The sequence below is a fragment of the Paraburkholderia sp. WS6 genome, from assembly GCF_030464835.1.
In the GTDB taxonomy this organism is placed as follows: domain Bacteria; phylum Pseudomonadota; class Gammaproteobacteria; order Burkholderiales; family Burkholderiaceae; genus Paraburkholderia; species Paraburkholderia madseniana.
Map to the genome: position 1 here is coordinate 17,629 of NZ_JALQCK010000038.1, position 12,320 is coordinate 29,948.

Here is a 12,320-nt window from a genome sequence, read left to right on the forward strand (position 1 = left end):
TCATGAGACAGGTTTGAGTAAATTCGACATGACTGACGCGGTGGACGTGGTGATTGTCGCAAGCGCATTCGGGATGGACGCGGTTCGTGCGCACGGTCATCTGAAGTGGGCCGACGCGAGCAAACAGGCCGGCGCCACGGGCTTCGAAGTGCGTCGCGAACTATTCGCGGACGAAGCCGACGCCGCGCCGCAGGCGTTACGCGCGCTCGGCAAGGAGATTGCGGCCCTCGGGCTGTGGTCGGTCTACTCGACGCCCGCGTCGCTGTACACGCCGGACGGCGGACTCGACGCCGACGCACTGCGCGCCTCGATTGAAGAAGCGATCGCGCTGGGCGCGCGCTTCGTGAAGCTGCAACTCGGCGGGTTTGGCGCCGAGGCTAACGCCGCGGTGATTGCTGACTATATGCGCTGCGCGGACGTGCGACTGGTTGTCGAAAACGGTCAACTGGCTGAAGGCGGTTCGCTCGCGCAATTCACCGGCCTGTTCGATGCGTTGGAGCGTGAAGGCCACGCCGGTCTGCTCGGCATGACCTTCGACATCGGCAACTGGGCCTGGCGCGATGTCGCGCCGCTCGATGCCGCCGGGCCACTGGCTGCGCATGTCGAATACATCCATTGCAAGACGACGGTGGGCGAGGGCGCACGACGCTTTCCCGCCGCGCCCGCCGCCGGTGACACGCAGTTCGCCGCGGTGCTCGACAAGCTGCCGCGCCACGTGCCGCGCGGCATTGAATTTCCATTCGATGCGAACCGTTTCGATGCGGACGCGGCGCACTACGTCGCATGGCTGGCCGCTGCGTAAGCGGCGCGTAGGACCTGAGAGAGCGGTACCCAAAAAACGTCCGGCAAAAAGCGCGTGTGGAGAAGTGCACGCGGTACGGGCGGAAGCATGCAGAGAAGCACACGCAACGCGGCACACGCAAAAAACAGGCAGCAAACAGGAACACGCAGAAACACGCAGGAGCGAAGGATGAGCAACACAAACGCAGCACTCGACGTCATCACCTACGGCGAAGCGATGGCCATGTTCGTGGCCGCCGAAACAGGCGCGCTCGCCGGTGTCGGGCAATTTACCAAGCGCGTCGCGGGCGCCGATCTGAACGTGGCGATCGGCCTGTCGCGCCTTGGTTTCAAGGTGGGCTGGATGAGCCGCGTCGGCAACGATTCGTTCGGCCAGTACGTGCGCGACACGCTGACGAAAGAAGGCATCGACCAGCGCTGCGTGACCACCGACGATCGCTACCCGACCGGTTTCCAGTTGAAGTCGAAGAACGACGACGGCAGTGATCCGGCCATCGAGTATTTCCGCAAAGGGTCGGCGGCGAGCCATCTGTCCTTGGCTGACTACGTGGCTGATTACGTGCTGTCCGCGCGTCACTTGCATCTGACAGGTGTGGCGCCGGCCATCTCAGCCAGTTCGTGCGAACTCGCGTTCCATCTGGCGCGTGAAATGCGTGCCGCTGGCAAGACGATCTCGTTCGACCCGAATCTGCGCCCGACGCTGTGGCCCTCGCGCGCCGCGATGGTCGAAGGTTTGAATGCGCTCGCCGCACTGGCCGACTGGGTGCTGCCGGGCATCGGCGAAGGCGAGATTCTGACCGGTTACACACAGCCGGATGACATCGCCAGGTTTTATCTCGACCAGGGCGCGCTTGGCGTGATCATCAAGCTCGGCGCAGAAGGCGCGTACTTCCGCACCGCCGACGATGCCGCCGTGATCGCCGGTCAGCCGGTTGCGAAGGTGGTGGACACGGTCGGCGCGGGCGATGGTTTCGCCGTCGGCGTGGTCAGTGCGTTGCTCGAAGGCAGGACATTGCCGCAAGCAGTCGCGCGCGGCAACCGCATTGGCGCCCTGGCGATTCAGGTGATCGGTGATTCGGAAGGCCTGCCGAGCCGCGCCGAACTCGACGCGCTCGAACGTGCTGACGTACCTGACATCGCAACTGCGGCCTGAGTGCGGGTGCGCCACGCATTGCTCCGCATCCGGTGCACTCAGCCCTATGCAGCACTAGCTGGCTCGATAACAGCAAGAGCGCTCGAACAGCGCCCCATGACCGCCCATCATTGCTTCGGGAAGCCGTTAGCAACTTTCTTGCATGGGACCAGAGTAAGCGCTAAAGCGCCAACTCTGGTCGACAAAGGAGACTCCCATGACTTCATCGCTTGCGATTCGCCGTTGGTGGACGATCATGCCGATCGTATTCATCACGTACAGCTTGGCTTATCTCGACCGCGCGAACTACGGTTTCGCATCGGCCGCCGGCATCAACCAGGATCTCGGCATCAGTAAGGGCTTGTCGTCGCTAATCGGCGCGTTGTTCTTCCTCGGGTATTTCTTCTTCCAGATTCCCGGCGCGATATACGCGGAACGCCGCAGCGTGAAAAAGCTCGTGTTCTGGAGCCTGATCCTGTGGGGCGGTTGCGCGGCGCTGACCGGTATGGTCAGCAATATTCCCTCACTGATGGTGATCCGCTTCGTGCTCGGTGTGGTCGAGGCCGCGGTGATGCCGGCGATGCTGATTTTCATCAGCAACTGGTTCACGAAGAGCGAGCGTTCCCGCGCCAACACCTTCCTGATTCTCGGCAATCCGGTGACGGTGCTGTGGATGTCGGTGGTATCCGGCTATCTGGTGCACTCGTTCGGCTGGCGGCACATGTTCATCGCCGAAGGCGCGCCCGCGATTCTCTGGGCGGTGTGCTGGTGGTTCATCGTGCAGGACAAGCCGCAGCAGGTATCGTGGCTCACGCAGCAACAGAAGGACGACCTCGCGGAAACCTTGCGCGCCGAACAGGCCGCCATCAAACCGATGCGCAATTACAGCGAAGCGTTCCGCACGCCAGCCGTGATCAAACTGTGCGCGCAATATTTTTGCTGGAGCATCGGCGTGTATGGTTTCGTGTTGTGGCTGCCGTCGATTCTGAAGAACGGTTCGACGCTCGGCATGGTCGAAACCGGCTGGCTTTCGGCGCTGCCGTATCTGGCGGCAACGATCGCCATGCTTGCGGCTTCGTGGGCATCGGATAAACTCAACCGCCGCAAAGTGTTCGTGTGGCCGTTCCTGCTGGTCGGCGCGATCGCGTTCGCCGCGTCGTACGCGCTCGGCTCCACGCACTTCTGGACGTCGTACGCGTTGCTGGTGATTGCCGGCGGCGCAATGTATGCGCCGTATGGGCCGTTCTTCGCGATCGTGCCGGAGTTGCTGCCGAAGAATGTCGCGGGCGGTGCGATGGCGCTGATCAACAGCATGGGTGCGCTCGGTTCGTTCGTCGGTTCGTACGTAGTCGGCTATTTGAACGGCGCGACCGGAACGCCTGCGGCATCCTATGCGTTCATGAGCGTGGCCTTGATCGCCGCGGTGATTCTGACGTTGATCGTCAAACCGCAGGCACAAGCACAGCCGCTGAGCAAGGGCGCCACGCTCGCTACACCGTTGCAAGGAAAATAAGCTGATGAAGAAGATCGTCGCCTGGAAGTCACTGCCCGAGGATGTGCTCGCGTATCTGCAACAGCATGCGGAAGTCGTGCAGGTCGATCCCGCGCAGCACGACACGTTCGTCGCCGCATTGAAGGGCGCGGACGGCGGCATCGGTTCGAGCGTGAAAATTACGCCGGCGATGCTCGAAGGCGCAAGCCGGCTGAAGGCTTTGTCGACCATCTCGGTGGGCTTCGACCAGTTCGATGTTGCCGATCTCACGCGCCGCGGCATCGTGCTCGCGCACACGCCGGACGTGCTGACCGAGTCCACGGCGGATACGGTGTTCTCGCTGATCCTCGCGTCGGCGCGGCGCGTGGTCGAGCTCGCGGATTGGGTGAAGGCGGGCGAGTGGAAGCAAAGCATCGGACCCGCGCATTTCGGCGTCGACGTGCAGGGCAAGACGCTCGGCATTGTCGGGCTGGGACGGATCGGCGGCGCGGTCGCGCGGCGTGCGGCGCTCGGTTTCAACATGAAGGTGCTCTACACGAACCGCAGTGCGAACGCGCAGGCGGAACAGGCATACGGCGCGCGCCGCGTCGAGTTGGCGGAGTTGCTCGCCACCGCTGACTTCGTCTGCCTGCAAGTGCCGCTCACGCCCGAGACGAAGCACATGATCGGCGCGGCCGAATTCAAGTCGATGAAGAGGAGCGCGATCCTGATCAACGCGTCGCGCGGCGCCACGGTCGATGAACAGGCGCTGATCGAGGCCCTGCAAAACGGCACGATTCACGGTGCGGGTCTGGACGTGTTCGAGACCGAGCCGCTGCCGGCCGATTCGCCGCTTCTGAAAATGGCCAACGTGGTCGCGCTGCCGCATATCGGCTCAGCGACGCACGAGACTCGTCATGCGATGGCGCTCAACGCGGCGGAAAACCTCGTAGCCGCGCTCGACGGAACGCTCGCGACCAACATCGTCAACCGCGAAGTGTTGAAGAAATGAGCACGACGCCGCTTGCCGCCCCGCGCCGCGCGACGATTACCGACGTCGCGCGCGAAGCCGGTACGGGCAAGACCAGTATCTCGCGCTATCTGAACGGCGAGATGAGTGTGCTGTCGCCGGAATTGCGCGCGCGCATCGAGGCGGCCATCGAGCGCCTCAACTATCAGCCGAACCAGATGGCGCGCGGCCTCAAGCGTGGCCGCAATCGCCTGATCGGCATGTTGCTCGCCGATCTGACCAACCCGTATTCCGTCGAAGTGCTGCAAGGCGTGGAAGCCGCTTGCCATGCGCTCGGGTTGATGCCGCTCATCTGTCACGCTGCCAACGAAGTCGAAATGGAGCGGCGCTATCTGCAACTGCTGACCACGTATCGCGTGGAAGGCGTGATCGTCAACGCGCTCGGCGTGCGCGAGGAAACGCTGCGGCCGGTGGGCGGTGGGGGGATTCCGGCGGTGCTGGTCGACCGCTTGGTGGATGGGCTCGTCGCCGACATGGTTGGGCTGGACAACCGGGCGGCTGCCGAACTCGGCACGCGGCATCTGCTCGACAACGGTTTCGACGATATCTGGTTTGTCGTGCAGCCCTTCGAGCAAGTCAGTTCGCGGCAACTGCGCGAGGCGGCGTTTCGCGAGGTGATGAGCGGCGTGGGCGGCGCGAGTGGCGCGCACGGCCCTAGCGGCAAAGACGAAGGCGGCAAGGGCGGCGCGCGCGGGCATACGCTGGTACTGAATCTTGCAGAGCCGGCAGCCGTCGAGCGCGCTCTCGCCGAACTGGACCGCGCAATTGACGCGTCTGGCGACCTTGGCGGCGCCGCGGCCAGCGTGACAGATAACGCAACACGCAGCGCCATAGATCGCACCGGCGGCAAAGGCAGGCGCATCGCCTTGTTCGCGGCCAACGCCCCCGTCGCGCTGTGTCTCGCCCTGCATCTGAAAGCGCGCTACGGTGCGGATTGGCAGGCGCGCGTCGCGCTGCTGTCGATCGACGATCCCGAATGGGCCGAATTGACGGGCATCACCGCGATCCGCCAGCCGACCTACGAGATCGGCTACCGCGCGGTCGAGTTCCTCCATGAGCGCATCGAAGGGATCCAGACCACCGCGCGCGACTGCCTCTTGCCAGGCGAATTGATCGTCCGCGCGTCAACTTCGCGCTGATCTGCGATCATTCGGGCTGCGGCGCGCAGCGGGTGCGCGCCGGTCTTCGCAAGGAAACCCATGGTTGTTGCACCGCTTACCCTTTCGAGCCTCGCCGTCGCGACGCTGTTCATCGCCGCCTTACCGTTCCTGATCTACCGCCGTCTGCGCCGGCCGCTCGCGCTGAACCCCCGCGACGCGATCACCGGCATCGCCGTGTTCGCGCTGTTCGCGATGGTGATCGAGCGCGCGCTGAACGACTACGTGCTGCATCGGAACGAAGCGACCGCGACCTTCCTGTCCAATCCACTGGCCTTCGTGGTGTATGGCGCGCTGGCGGCGGGGATCTGCGAGGAAGTGGGGCGGTTCATCGGAATGCGGCTGCTGCTCAAGCGTGCAGCGGCGAAGTCCGCGTCAGCTGCGGGCACGGGCGACGGCACGGCGCTGACCTATGGCCTCGGCCACGGCGGCGCGGAAGCCTGGCTGGTCGGCGTGCTGGTGCAGATTCAATGGATCCTGTTCGCCATCTTCGAAAACCGCGGCGAGCTGGATGGCTATCTGCGCAATCTGCCGACCGACTCGGTGATGCGCATCCACCTGATCCTCGCCAGCCTGACGCCGCAGACGGCCGGCATTTTCGCGCTCGAACGGGTGGCCGCGCTGGTGTTCCAGATCGGCTTGTCGGTGCTGATGTGGCGTGGGCTGCGCGCGGGCTGGCGCGGAATCCTGCCGCTCGCGATTGTGTTGCATGCGCTGGTCGACGTGCCGGCTGCGTTGTTCCAGGCGCAGCTCGTGCCGCTCGCTGCCGTGGACGGCGTGTATGCGCTGGGGGCGGTGATCGTCGCGGGCCTGTTGTTCAGAGCGTTCCGTCGCCCGGCGCTTGCCGCGTGAGCCGCTTGTGGGTCGCTTGTTACACCGGCCATCCGTGATTCTCTAACTTTCGGCGTACCCTTGCGGTACGCCGTTCAGGCTCATCCTTTCGGCACATTTCATGGAAGAAGCTTACCAATACGACTGCGCGAATCCCGAGTTCGAGGAATTGGCGCGCGTTATCAGCGATCTGTTTCCCGAGCAGACGCAGTTCATCCAGCGTGCGGGCGAAGACAGCACGCCTGCGCTGGCGATTCACTGGGTGGCCATGCGTTTCGGTGCAACCGCGCGCCGTATCGTGATGACCGTGGTGATTGCGCCGACGGCGTTGGCGCGTTATCGCGCGTTGCCGGCGCGGCTGCGAGGCCGGAGTTTCGCCGTGCTGCGGGCCTATGTCGAAGCGAGCATTGGCTCGCTTGAAGAACAGTATGCGAACGGCGAGACGGTGCCACGCGATGTGACGGTGGATCTCGGCGACGAGTTTGCCTGAAGCGATTGACTCAAGACCCTGGGTAGAAGGCGGGCTTGAGTGCCGCTGGGCTTAGCGCGCCCAGCCGGCCACGACCCACCGGCAGTGGGTCACAGGCTGTAAATCACAGGCTGTGAGTCACCAGGCCGTGACTCAGTCCGCGAGCCGATAAACCTTCGCGAAGCGGGCGGCCTGCACCACGCCGTAGTCGCCGGGGGCGTACTGCATGATCCAGTCGCCGGCCGCGCCGTGCAGCACGTCGCCGCCACTCGCCGAGCGGGCCAGTGAAAACGCTTCATTCATCTGTTTGGCCAGCACGACGGCGGGACGGTTGCGGTATGCGCCCGGTTCGCCGTGAGCGAGGGCGGTGTCTTCCGGCAGGTATTTGGCATCGAAACGTTCACGCGAGACGACCCAGCGGTCGCCGGTCGAGCCGGTGATCAGCGCGTCGCCGCGGGCATAGCGGTTCGGGCCTTCCAGGCTCATCAGTTCGCCTTCGGCAGCGGCGAATTCAACGCGCACGGTTTCGTTTTTGACGACGCGCTGGGCGTCGGCATCGTGACTCAGATCGAGATTTTTGAGTTCGGTCATGAAGCGAGTGGGTGTGGAGATATGGACAGCCTGGCCGGGACCTTGCGCCCCGACGCTGCGTACTCGCAATCATGCCAGATGCATTTGAAGATCGGTTCTTTTGCCAAAGGCAAAAGAACCGCGCGCGCAGCGCGGAAACCCGCGCCGCGCGCCACCAACCGCGTAACTAATCTCTTACGGCTTCAGAGTCGCATCACTCGGCAGCGGCCGGTGCCTTCTTGGCGTCGCCCTTGCCATGGTGACGATGACCGCCTTCAGGGCCGCCCTGATGGAACGTCACGTCGGCCAGTTTCTTCTGCTCGGGCGAGAAGCTGCTGTACAGCGGATCGAACGCATCGACCAGTTTCTTCATGCCGTCCGCATGCGCTTGCGCGATCGTCGCGTATTGCTTCATGTCGTCGATCGCCGACAAGTTCGTGTTGGCCTTGCGCTGCTGGAACAACTGCCCCATCGTCTCGCCATTGTTGCGCATGACGTCGGCGAACGCGTTCCATTGCGATTCCTGCGCCGACGTGATCTTCAACTGCGTGTGCAGGTAGGCGATGCGGTCTTCGACATTGCGCTCGTGGCCTGCTTTGGCGGCCGGCGCCGAAGCCGGGGCGCCCATCGGTGCCGAGGCCGGTGCGGAAGTTTGTGCGAACGCGCCGCTCATGGCGACTGCAGTGGCCAGCATTACGAGTGCTTTTTTCATCGAAACTCCTGATGTCTGTTCGAATTATGACAAGGCGAGCATGGCGAGCGGCCCAACGCGCGTTCGCATAGCGACGCAAGGCGGCCGGCTGCCCACTTCGCCGTCGCCGCTATTAGTATCACGATATCCCTACAATGCGGCTCTTGTGCGACAAACGCTTACAACCGAAACGAACAGGAAATAGCGGGTGGACAAATTCGTCAGCATGGAAATTTTCGTTGCGGTGGTCGAGGCGGGCAGTCTCACGGCGGCCGCCGAGCGCTTTGACATTTCGTCGGCGATGGTGGGCAAACACATCCGCTCGCTTGAAACGCGGCTCGCGACGCGGCTTCTGACGCGCACCACGCGCCGTCAGAGCCTGACTGAAATCGGCCGGCAATACTACGAGCAGTGCCGGCGCATTCTGGCCGACGTCAAGGCGGCAGAGTCGCTCGCCGAGGCCATGGCGGCCGCGCCGCGCGGGGTGCTGAAGGTGACGGTGCCGCTGACCTACGGCGTCGAAGTCTTTGCCCCGGCGATGACCGACTACCTGAGTGCGTGGCCGGACGTGAGCCTCGAACTGGATCTGTCGAATCGCGTGATCGATCTCGTGGAGGAAGGCTTCGATGCGTCGGTGCGCATCGGTCGCTTGCCGGATTCCAGTTTCGTCGCGCGGCCGTTGAAGCCTTACCGGATGCGCGCATGCGCGTCGCCGGCCTATCTGGAGCGGGCCGGCATACCGCGCACGCCGGCCGATCTCATGCAGCACGAATGCCTCGGCTTTCTGCATTGGGGTCGCGAGGGCTTGTGGCGGCTAGGCGGCGAGGGCGCGGACGAAAACCAGTTGCGCGCCGGACGGTTCCGGGCGAACAACGGCCAGGCGCTCAAGGTTGCGGCATTGCGCGGCTTCGGGCTGGTGTTGCAGCCGGAGGCGCTGCTTGCGAGAGAGATCGCCAGTGGCGAACTGGTGTCGGTGCTGGAGGACTATCTGCCCGAAGGCGCGCCCGTCCATCTGCTCTACTCACGCGACCGCCGCGCCACACCCAAGCTCACCAGCTTCATCGATTTCGTGATCGAGCGGTTCGGGGCGTGATCTTGGCGCTTGCCTTGTTACGCCGCATTTCCTGCTTCCTGCGTGCCGCTTCCCGCTCGCTGTTAGCCGCTCGTCATCGCGTTGCCATGGTTCGGGGTTCCTCTGCCTGCCGCCCGATGCCCAGGACGCGCGATAATCCTTCACTACCGACCAACTTCTTTCGCCCTCGATGAGACCTCCGCGCCTCGACCAACTCGACGACCTCGACCGCAACCTCGTTGCGCTGCTGCAAGCCAACGCCCGTGAGAGCGTCGCCAACCTCGCACGTCAACTGGATGTGGCGCGTACCACCGTGATCGCCCGGATCGCCCGGCTTGAGCGCAGCAACGTGATTGGCGGCTATAGCGTGCGGCTCGGCCAGGATGTGCTCGACTCGAGCATCCAGGCGTACGTCGGCATCATCATTGCGCCGAAGTACGGCCCGGCGGTGCAGAAACGTCTCGGCAAGATGCCCGAGGTGCAACTGCTATGCGCGGTCAGCGGCGAGTTCGACTATGTCGCGTGGCTGCGCGCCGATTCGCCCGACCGCCTCAACGATCTGCTCGACGAGATCGGCGGCCTGGAAGGGGTGGAGCGAACCACCACGTCGATCATTCTTGCGCGCAAGATCGACCGCGGCATGGCGTGATCCCGCTGCCCAATTTTTACGCCGTTTTGACATGTTTTCGACATATCGACTAATTGTGTCGTCATAACGTCGAAGTTCATGGTCATAGCGCAGCACTTTGCGCGTATGAACTGTTTTTGCTTCTCCCTAAACTGTGTCTCAAGGGTTCAGCCCGCCGGGCGCAGCGCCTAAGCGCAGCGCACTTCCAAAGCTGGAGACAGCATACACAGAACAAGGAGAAGCGCATGAAAGTAGCCATCGTTGGCGCAGGTTTGATCGGGCACACCATCGCCCATATGTTGCGCGAAACTGGCGACTACGACGTCGTCGCGTTCGACCGCGACCAGAACGCGCTCGACAAGCTCGCCGCCCAGGGTATCCCGACCCGCCGTGTCGATTCCGCCGATGCCGCCGCGCTGCGTGCCGCCATTCAAGGCTTCGACGCGCTCATCAACGCGCTGCCGTATTACCTGGCGGTGAACGTGGCCTCGGCCGCCAAGGGTGCGGGCGTTCATTACTTCGACCTGACTGAAGACGTGCGCGCCACCAGCGCGATTCGTGCAATCGCCGACGACGCCGATCACGCCTTCATGCCGCAGTGCGGTCTCGCACCGGGCTTCATCGGCATCGCCGCGCATGAACTGGCGAACCGCTTCACCGAAATCCGCGACGTGAAAATGCGCGTCGGTGCGCTGCCGGAGTTCCCGACCAACGCGCTGAAGTACAACCTGACGTGGAGCGTCGACGGTCTGATCAACGAGTACTGCCAGCCGTGCGAAGCGATCCGCGACAGCCGCACGCAGTGGGTGCAGCCGCTGGAAGGCCTCGAACACTTCTCGCTCGACGGTACGGAATACGAAGCCTTCAATACGTCCGGCGGGCTGGGTACGCTGTGCGAAACGTTGGCGGGCCGCGTCGAATCGCTCGACTACAAGTCGGTGCGCTATCCGGGCCACCGCAACCTGATGCAGTTCCTGCTGGAAGACCTGCGTCTTTCGAGCGACCGCGATACGCTCAAGACCATCATGCGCCGCTCGGTGCCTGCGACCGCGCAAGACGTCGTGCTGGTGTTCATCACCGTGAGCGGTATGCGTGACGGTCAACTGGTGCAGGAAGTCTTCACCCGCAAGATCTTCGCGAAGACGGTGTGCGGCGTGCCGATGAGCGCCATTCAGATCACCACGGCCGGCGCGATGTGCGCGGTGCTTGATCTGTTCCGTGAGCAGAAGCTGCCGCAAAGCGGTTTCGTGCGTCAGGAGCAGGTGTCGCTGCGCGACTTCCTCGCGAACCGCTTTGGCCAGTTGTACGAAGGGCAGTCGCTGGATGCGATGGCAACGGTGTAAGCCGAGACGGTCGCGTTGAGGTTGCAAATGAGGCTCAATACCGAGGGCCGTGTGACGACGCGGTAGTGATTGCCGCGAGCAACGAAGCAGGCCTCGCAGAAGGCCGCTTGATGAACGCCCCGCCATGCGGGGCGTTTTGCGTTTGAAACGCCGCTGCTAGTTTGCAGCGCCCGAGTTATACAGGCAGAGGCACTGGCTGTGAGATAGGCTGCTACACAGGCAGCGGCGGCAGCATCGCAGGCGATGCAGGCGGCTCGCCTACGAGGCGTGCGAGCAACGCTTCGTAATCCGCGCGGGTTGGCGCGGTGTTGTCGAACATCAACAAGTCTTCGCAAATATCGCCGCTCGGCACGAAGCGGCGCTGCCGATACTCGTCCCAATGCGCGAGTTTGTAGGCATCGTTCGGATTGCCACGCGCGACGATACGCTGATGTGCCATCTCTTCGGACGTGTAGACCCATACGACCCGCAGCGTCACGTCCGCGCCGATACCAAGCCAGGCGCGATCGAAGAGGCGCCGCTCGCGCACTTCGCGCGAGAGCGGCCCGACCACCAGCGCGCTGACGCCGAGCTCGAGATTGTCGCGGGCGGTATCGAGCAGGCCGCGATACTCGGGATCGCGCAGATGTTGCAGAAAGAGCGGACTGTCGCGGTCGTTCGGATCGCCGGTCAGCATGGCCATGGCGGCCGCACTGTAGCCGCCGAACAGCGTATCTTTGTCGAGCAGGCAGAAGGGCGTCGCGCTCGCCTGCATCAGCGGGCCGATCAGCTTCTTCGCCAGGGTGGTTTTGCCGGTGCCGGCGTGACCGCAGAAGAAAACCAGGTGGGTCACGAAGACGTGTCCTCGGGCGCGGCGGCCGGGCTGCCGGCGTGCTGCGGGTCACGCGCGAATTTGCCGCTGGCCTCCAGCCACATCACATTGATGATGCCGAAGCCCAATGCCACGCCGATGCCGAGAATCCAGGTGAAATACCACATCGCGGTCTCCTTGATCGTATGTCCGGCGAGGTAGCCGGTGAGGCAATACGCATAGTCGGTACAGAGAAGCAAACATGCAGGCGGATAAAGATAGTGCGCGGCGGATCCGAGGGTAAATCCGCAGCGCGCGGCGCCCACAGCGCAGCG

13 protein-coding genes and 1 pseudogene are annotated in these 12,320 nt (G+C 63.7%); 10 read left to right on the forward strand and 4 right to left on the reverse strand.

The window, feature by feature from the left end:
• Nucleotides 1–28 precede the first annotated feature (28 nt).
• The 7 genes from M0D64_RS33365 to M0D64_RS33395 all read left to right on the forward strand — a co-directional run bounded on the left by M0D64_RS33365 (nucleotide 29) and on the right by M0D64_RS33395 (nucleotide 6,912).
• Nucleotides 29–802, forward strand: a complete 774-nt coding sequence (locus M0D64_RS33365; RefSeq protein WP_266260997.1) for a sugar phosphate isomerase/epimerase — start codon at nucleotides 29–31, stop codon at nucleotides 800–802.
• Nucleotides 803–970: 168 nt separating this feature from the next.
• Entirely contained in the window at nucleotides 971–1,954 is a 984-nt protein-coding gene (locus M0D64_RS33370; RefSeq protein WP_266260949.1) for a sugar kinase, read from the forward strand.
• A gap of 196 nt (nucleotides 1,955–2,150) precedes the next feature.
• A complete protein-coding gene (locus tag M0D64_RS33375) occupies nucleotides 2,151–3,446 on the forward strand; it encodes an MFS transporter (protein WP_266260950.1) in 1,296 nt (431 codons plus the stop codon).
• Between the two features lie 4 nt (nucleotides 3,447–3,450).
• Entirely contained in the window at nucleotides 3,451–4,416 is a 966-nt protein-coding gene (locus M0D64_RS33380) for a D-glycerate dehydrogenase (RefSeq protein WP_266260951.1), read from the forward strand.
• Nucleotides 4,413–5,573: a LacI family DNA-binding transcriptional regulator gene (locus M0D64_RS33385; RefSeq protein ID WP_266260952.1), complete on the forward strand. Its 1,161-nt coding sequence runs from the start codon at nucleotides 4,413–4,415 to the stop codon at nucleotides 5,571–5,573. Before M0D64_RS33380 ends, M0D64_RS33385 begins: the two co-directional genes overlap by 4 nt.
• Nucleotides 5,574–5,633: 60 nt before the next feature.
• A complete protein-coding gene (locus M0D64_RS33390) occupies nucleotides 5,634–6,443 on the forward strand; it encodes a YhfC family intramembrane metalloprotease (RefSeq protein WP_266260953.1) in 810 nt (269 codons plus the stop codon).
• Between the two features lie 100 nt (nucleotides 6,444–6,543).
• On the forward strand, nucleotides 6,544–6,912 hold the full coding sequence (locus M0D64_RS33395) for a DUF3022 domain-containing protein (protein ID WP_266260954.1): 369 nt from the start codon (nucleotides 6,544–6,546) through the stop codon (nucleotides 6,910–6,912).
• A gap of 132 nt (nucleotides 6,913–7,044) precedes the next feature.
• Here the strand turns inward: M0D64_RS33395 and M0D64_RS33400 are convergent, their stop codons facing one another.
• Both M0D64_RS33400 and M0D64_RS33405 read right to left on the reverse strand, forming a co-directional pair.
• A complete protein-coding gene (locus M0D64_RS33400) occupies nucleotides 7,045–7,482 on the reverse strand; it encodes a PGDYG domain-containing protein (protein WP_266260955.1) in 438 nt (145 codons plus the stop codon).
• A 174-nt stretch (nucleotides 7,483–7,656) separates the two neighbouring features.
• Nucleotides 7,657–8,173, reverse strand: a pseudogene (locus tag M0D64_RS33405) (Spy/CpxP family protein refolding chaperone).
• A 187-nt stretch (nucleotides 8,174–8,360) separates the two neighbouring features.
• Here M0D64_RS33405 and M0D64_RS33410 point away from each other — a divergent pair.
• From M0D64_RS33410 to M0D64_RS33420, 3 genes are all read left to right on the forward strand, one after another.
• Nucleotides 8,361–9,245 (forward strand): LysR substrate-binding domain-containing protein, encoded by an 885-nt coding sequence (locus M0D64_RS33410; protein ID WP_266260956.1) that lies wholly within the window; start codon nucleotides 8,361–8,363, stop codon nucleotides 9,243–9,245.
• Nucleotides 9,246–9,414: 169 nt separating this feature from the next.
• Nucleotides 9,415–9,873: an Lrp/AsnC family transcriptional regulator gene (locus tag M0D64_RS33415; RefSeq protein ID WP_201081900.1), complete on the forward strand. Its 459-nt coding sequence runs from the start codon at nucleotides 9,415–9,417 to the stop codon at nucleotides 9,871–9,873.
• A gap of 224 nt (nucleotides 9,874–10,097) precedes the next feature.
• Entirely contained in the window at nucleotides 10,098–11,195 is a 1,098-nt protein-coding gene (locus M0D64_RS33420) for a saccharopine dehydrogenase family protein (RefSeq protein WP_154563783.1), read from the forward strand.
• Between the two features lie 211 nt (nucleotides 11,196–11,406).
• Here the strand turns inward: M0D64_RS33420 and M0D64_RS33425 are convergent, their stop codons facing one another.
• Both M0D64_RS33425 and cydX read right to left on the reverse strand, forming a co-directional pair.
• Nucleotides 11,407–12,027 carry an ATP-binding protein gene (locus M0D64_RS33425; protein WP_171927573.1) on the reverse strand — a complete coding sequence of 207 codons (621 nt, stop codon included), beginning with the start codon at nucleotides 12,025–12,027 and terminating at the stop codon, nucleotides 11,407–11,409.
• Complete coding sequence (gene cydX / locus M0D64_RS33430) at nucleotides 12,024–12,173, reverse strand: cytochrome bd-I oxidase subunit CydX (protein ID WP_154563835.1); 150 nt, start codon at nucleotides 12,171–12,173, stop codon at nucleotides 12,024–12,026. The genes M0D64_RS33425 and cydX overlap by 4 nt, the downstream gene beginning before the upstream one ends.
• Nucleotides 12,174–12,320: the final 147 nt, after the last annotated feature.

Coding starts and splice junctions, on each gene's coding strand:
- M0D64_RS33380 (WP_266260951.1), top strand. CDS start 3,451: ATGAAGAAGATCGTCGCCTGGAAGTCACTGCCCGAGGATGTGCTCGCG.
- M0D64_RS33385 (WP_266260952.1), top strand. CDS start 4,413: ATGAGCACGACGCCGCTTGCCGCCCCGCGCCGCGCGACGATTACCGAC.
- M0D64_RS33400 (WP_266260955.1), bottom strand. CDS start 7,482: ATGACCGAACTCAAAAATCTCGATCTGAGTCACGATGCCGACGCCCAG.
- M0D64_RS33420 (WP_154563783.1), top strand. CDS start 10,098: ATGAAAGTAGCCATCGTTGGCGCAGGTTTGATCGGGCACACCATCGCC.
- M0D64_RS33370 (WP_266260949.1), top strand. CDS start 971: ATGAGCAACACAAACGCAGCACTCGACGTCATCACCTACGGCGAAGCG.
- cydX (WP_154563835.1), bottom strand. CDS start 12,173: ATGTGGTATTTCACCTGGATTCTCGGCATCGGCGTGGCATTGGGCTTC.
- M0D64_RS33375 (WP_266260950.1), top strand. CDS start 2,151: ATGACTTCATCGCTTGCGATTCGCCGTTGGTGGACGATCATGCCGATC.
- M0D64_RS33415 (WP_201081900.1), top strand. CDS start 9,415: ATGAGACCTCCGCGCCTCGACCAACTCGACGACCTCGACCGCAACCTC.
- M0D64_RS33395 (WP_266260954.1), top strand. CDS start 6,544: ATGGAAGAAGCTTACCAATACGACTGCGCGAATCCCGAGTTCGAGGAA.
- M0D64_RS33390 (WP_266260953.1), top strand. CDS start 5,634: ATGGTTGTTGCACCGCTTACCCTTTCGAGCCTCGCCGTCGCGACGCTG.
- M0D64_RS33365 (WP_266260997.1), top strand. CDS start 29: ATGACTGACGCGGTGGACGTGGTGATTGTCGCAAGCGCATTCGGGATG.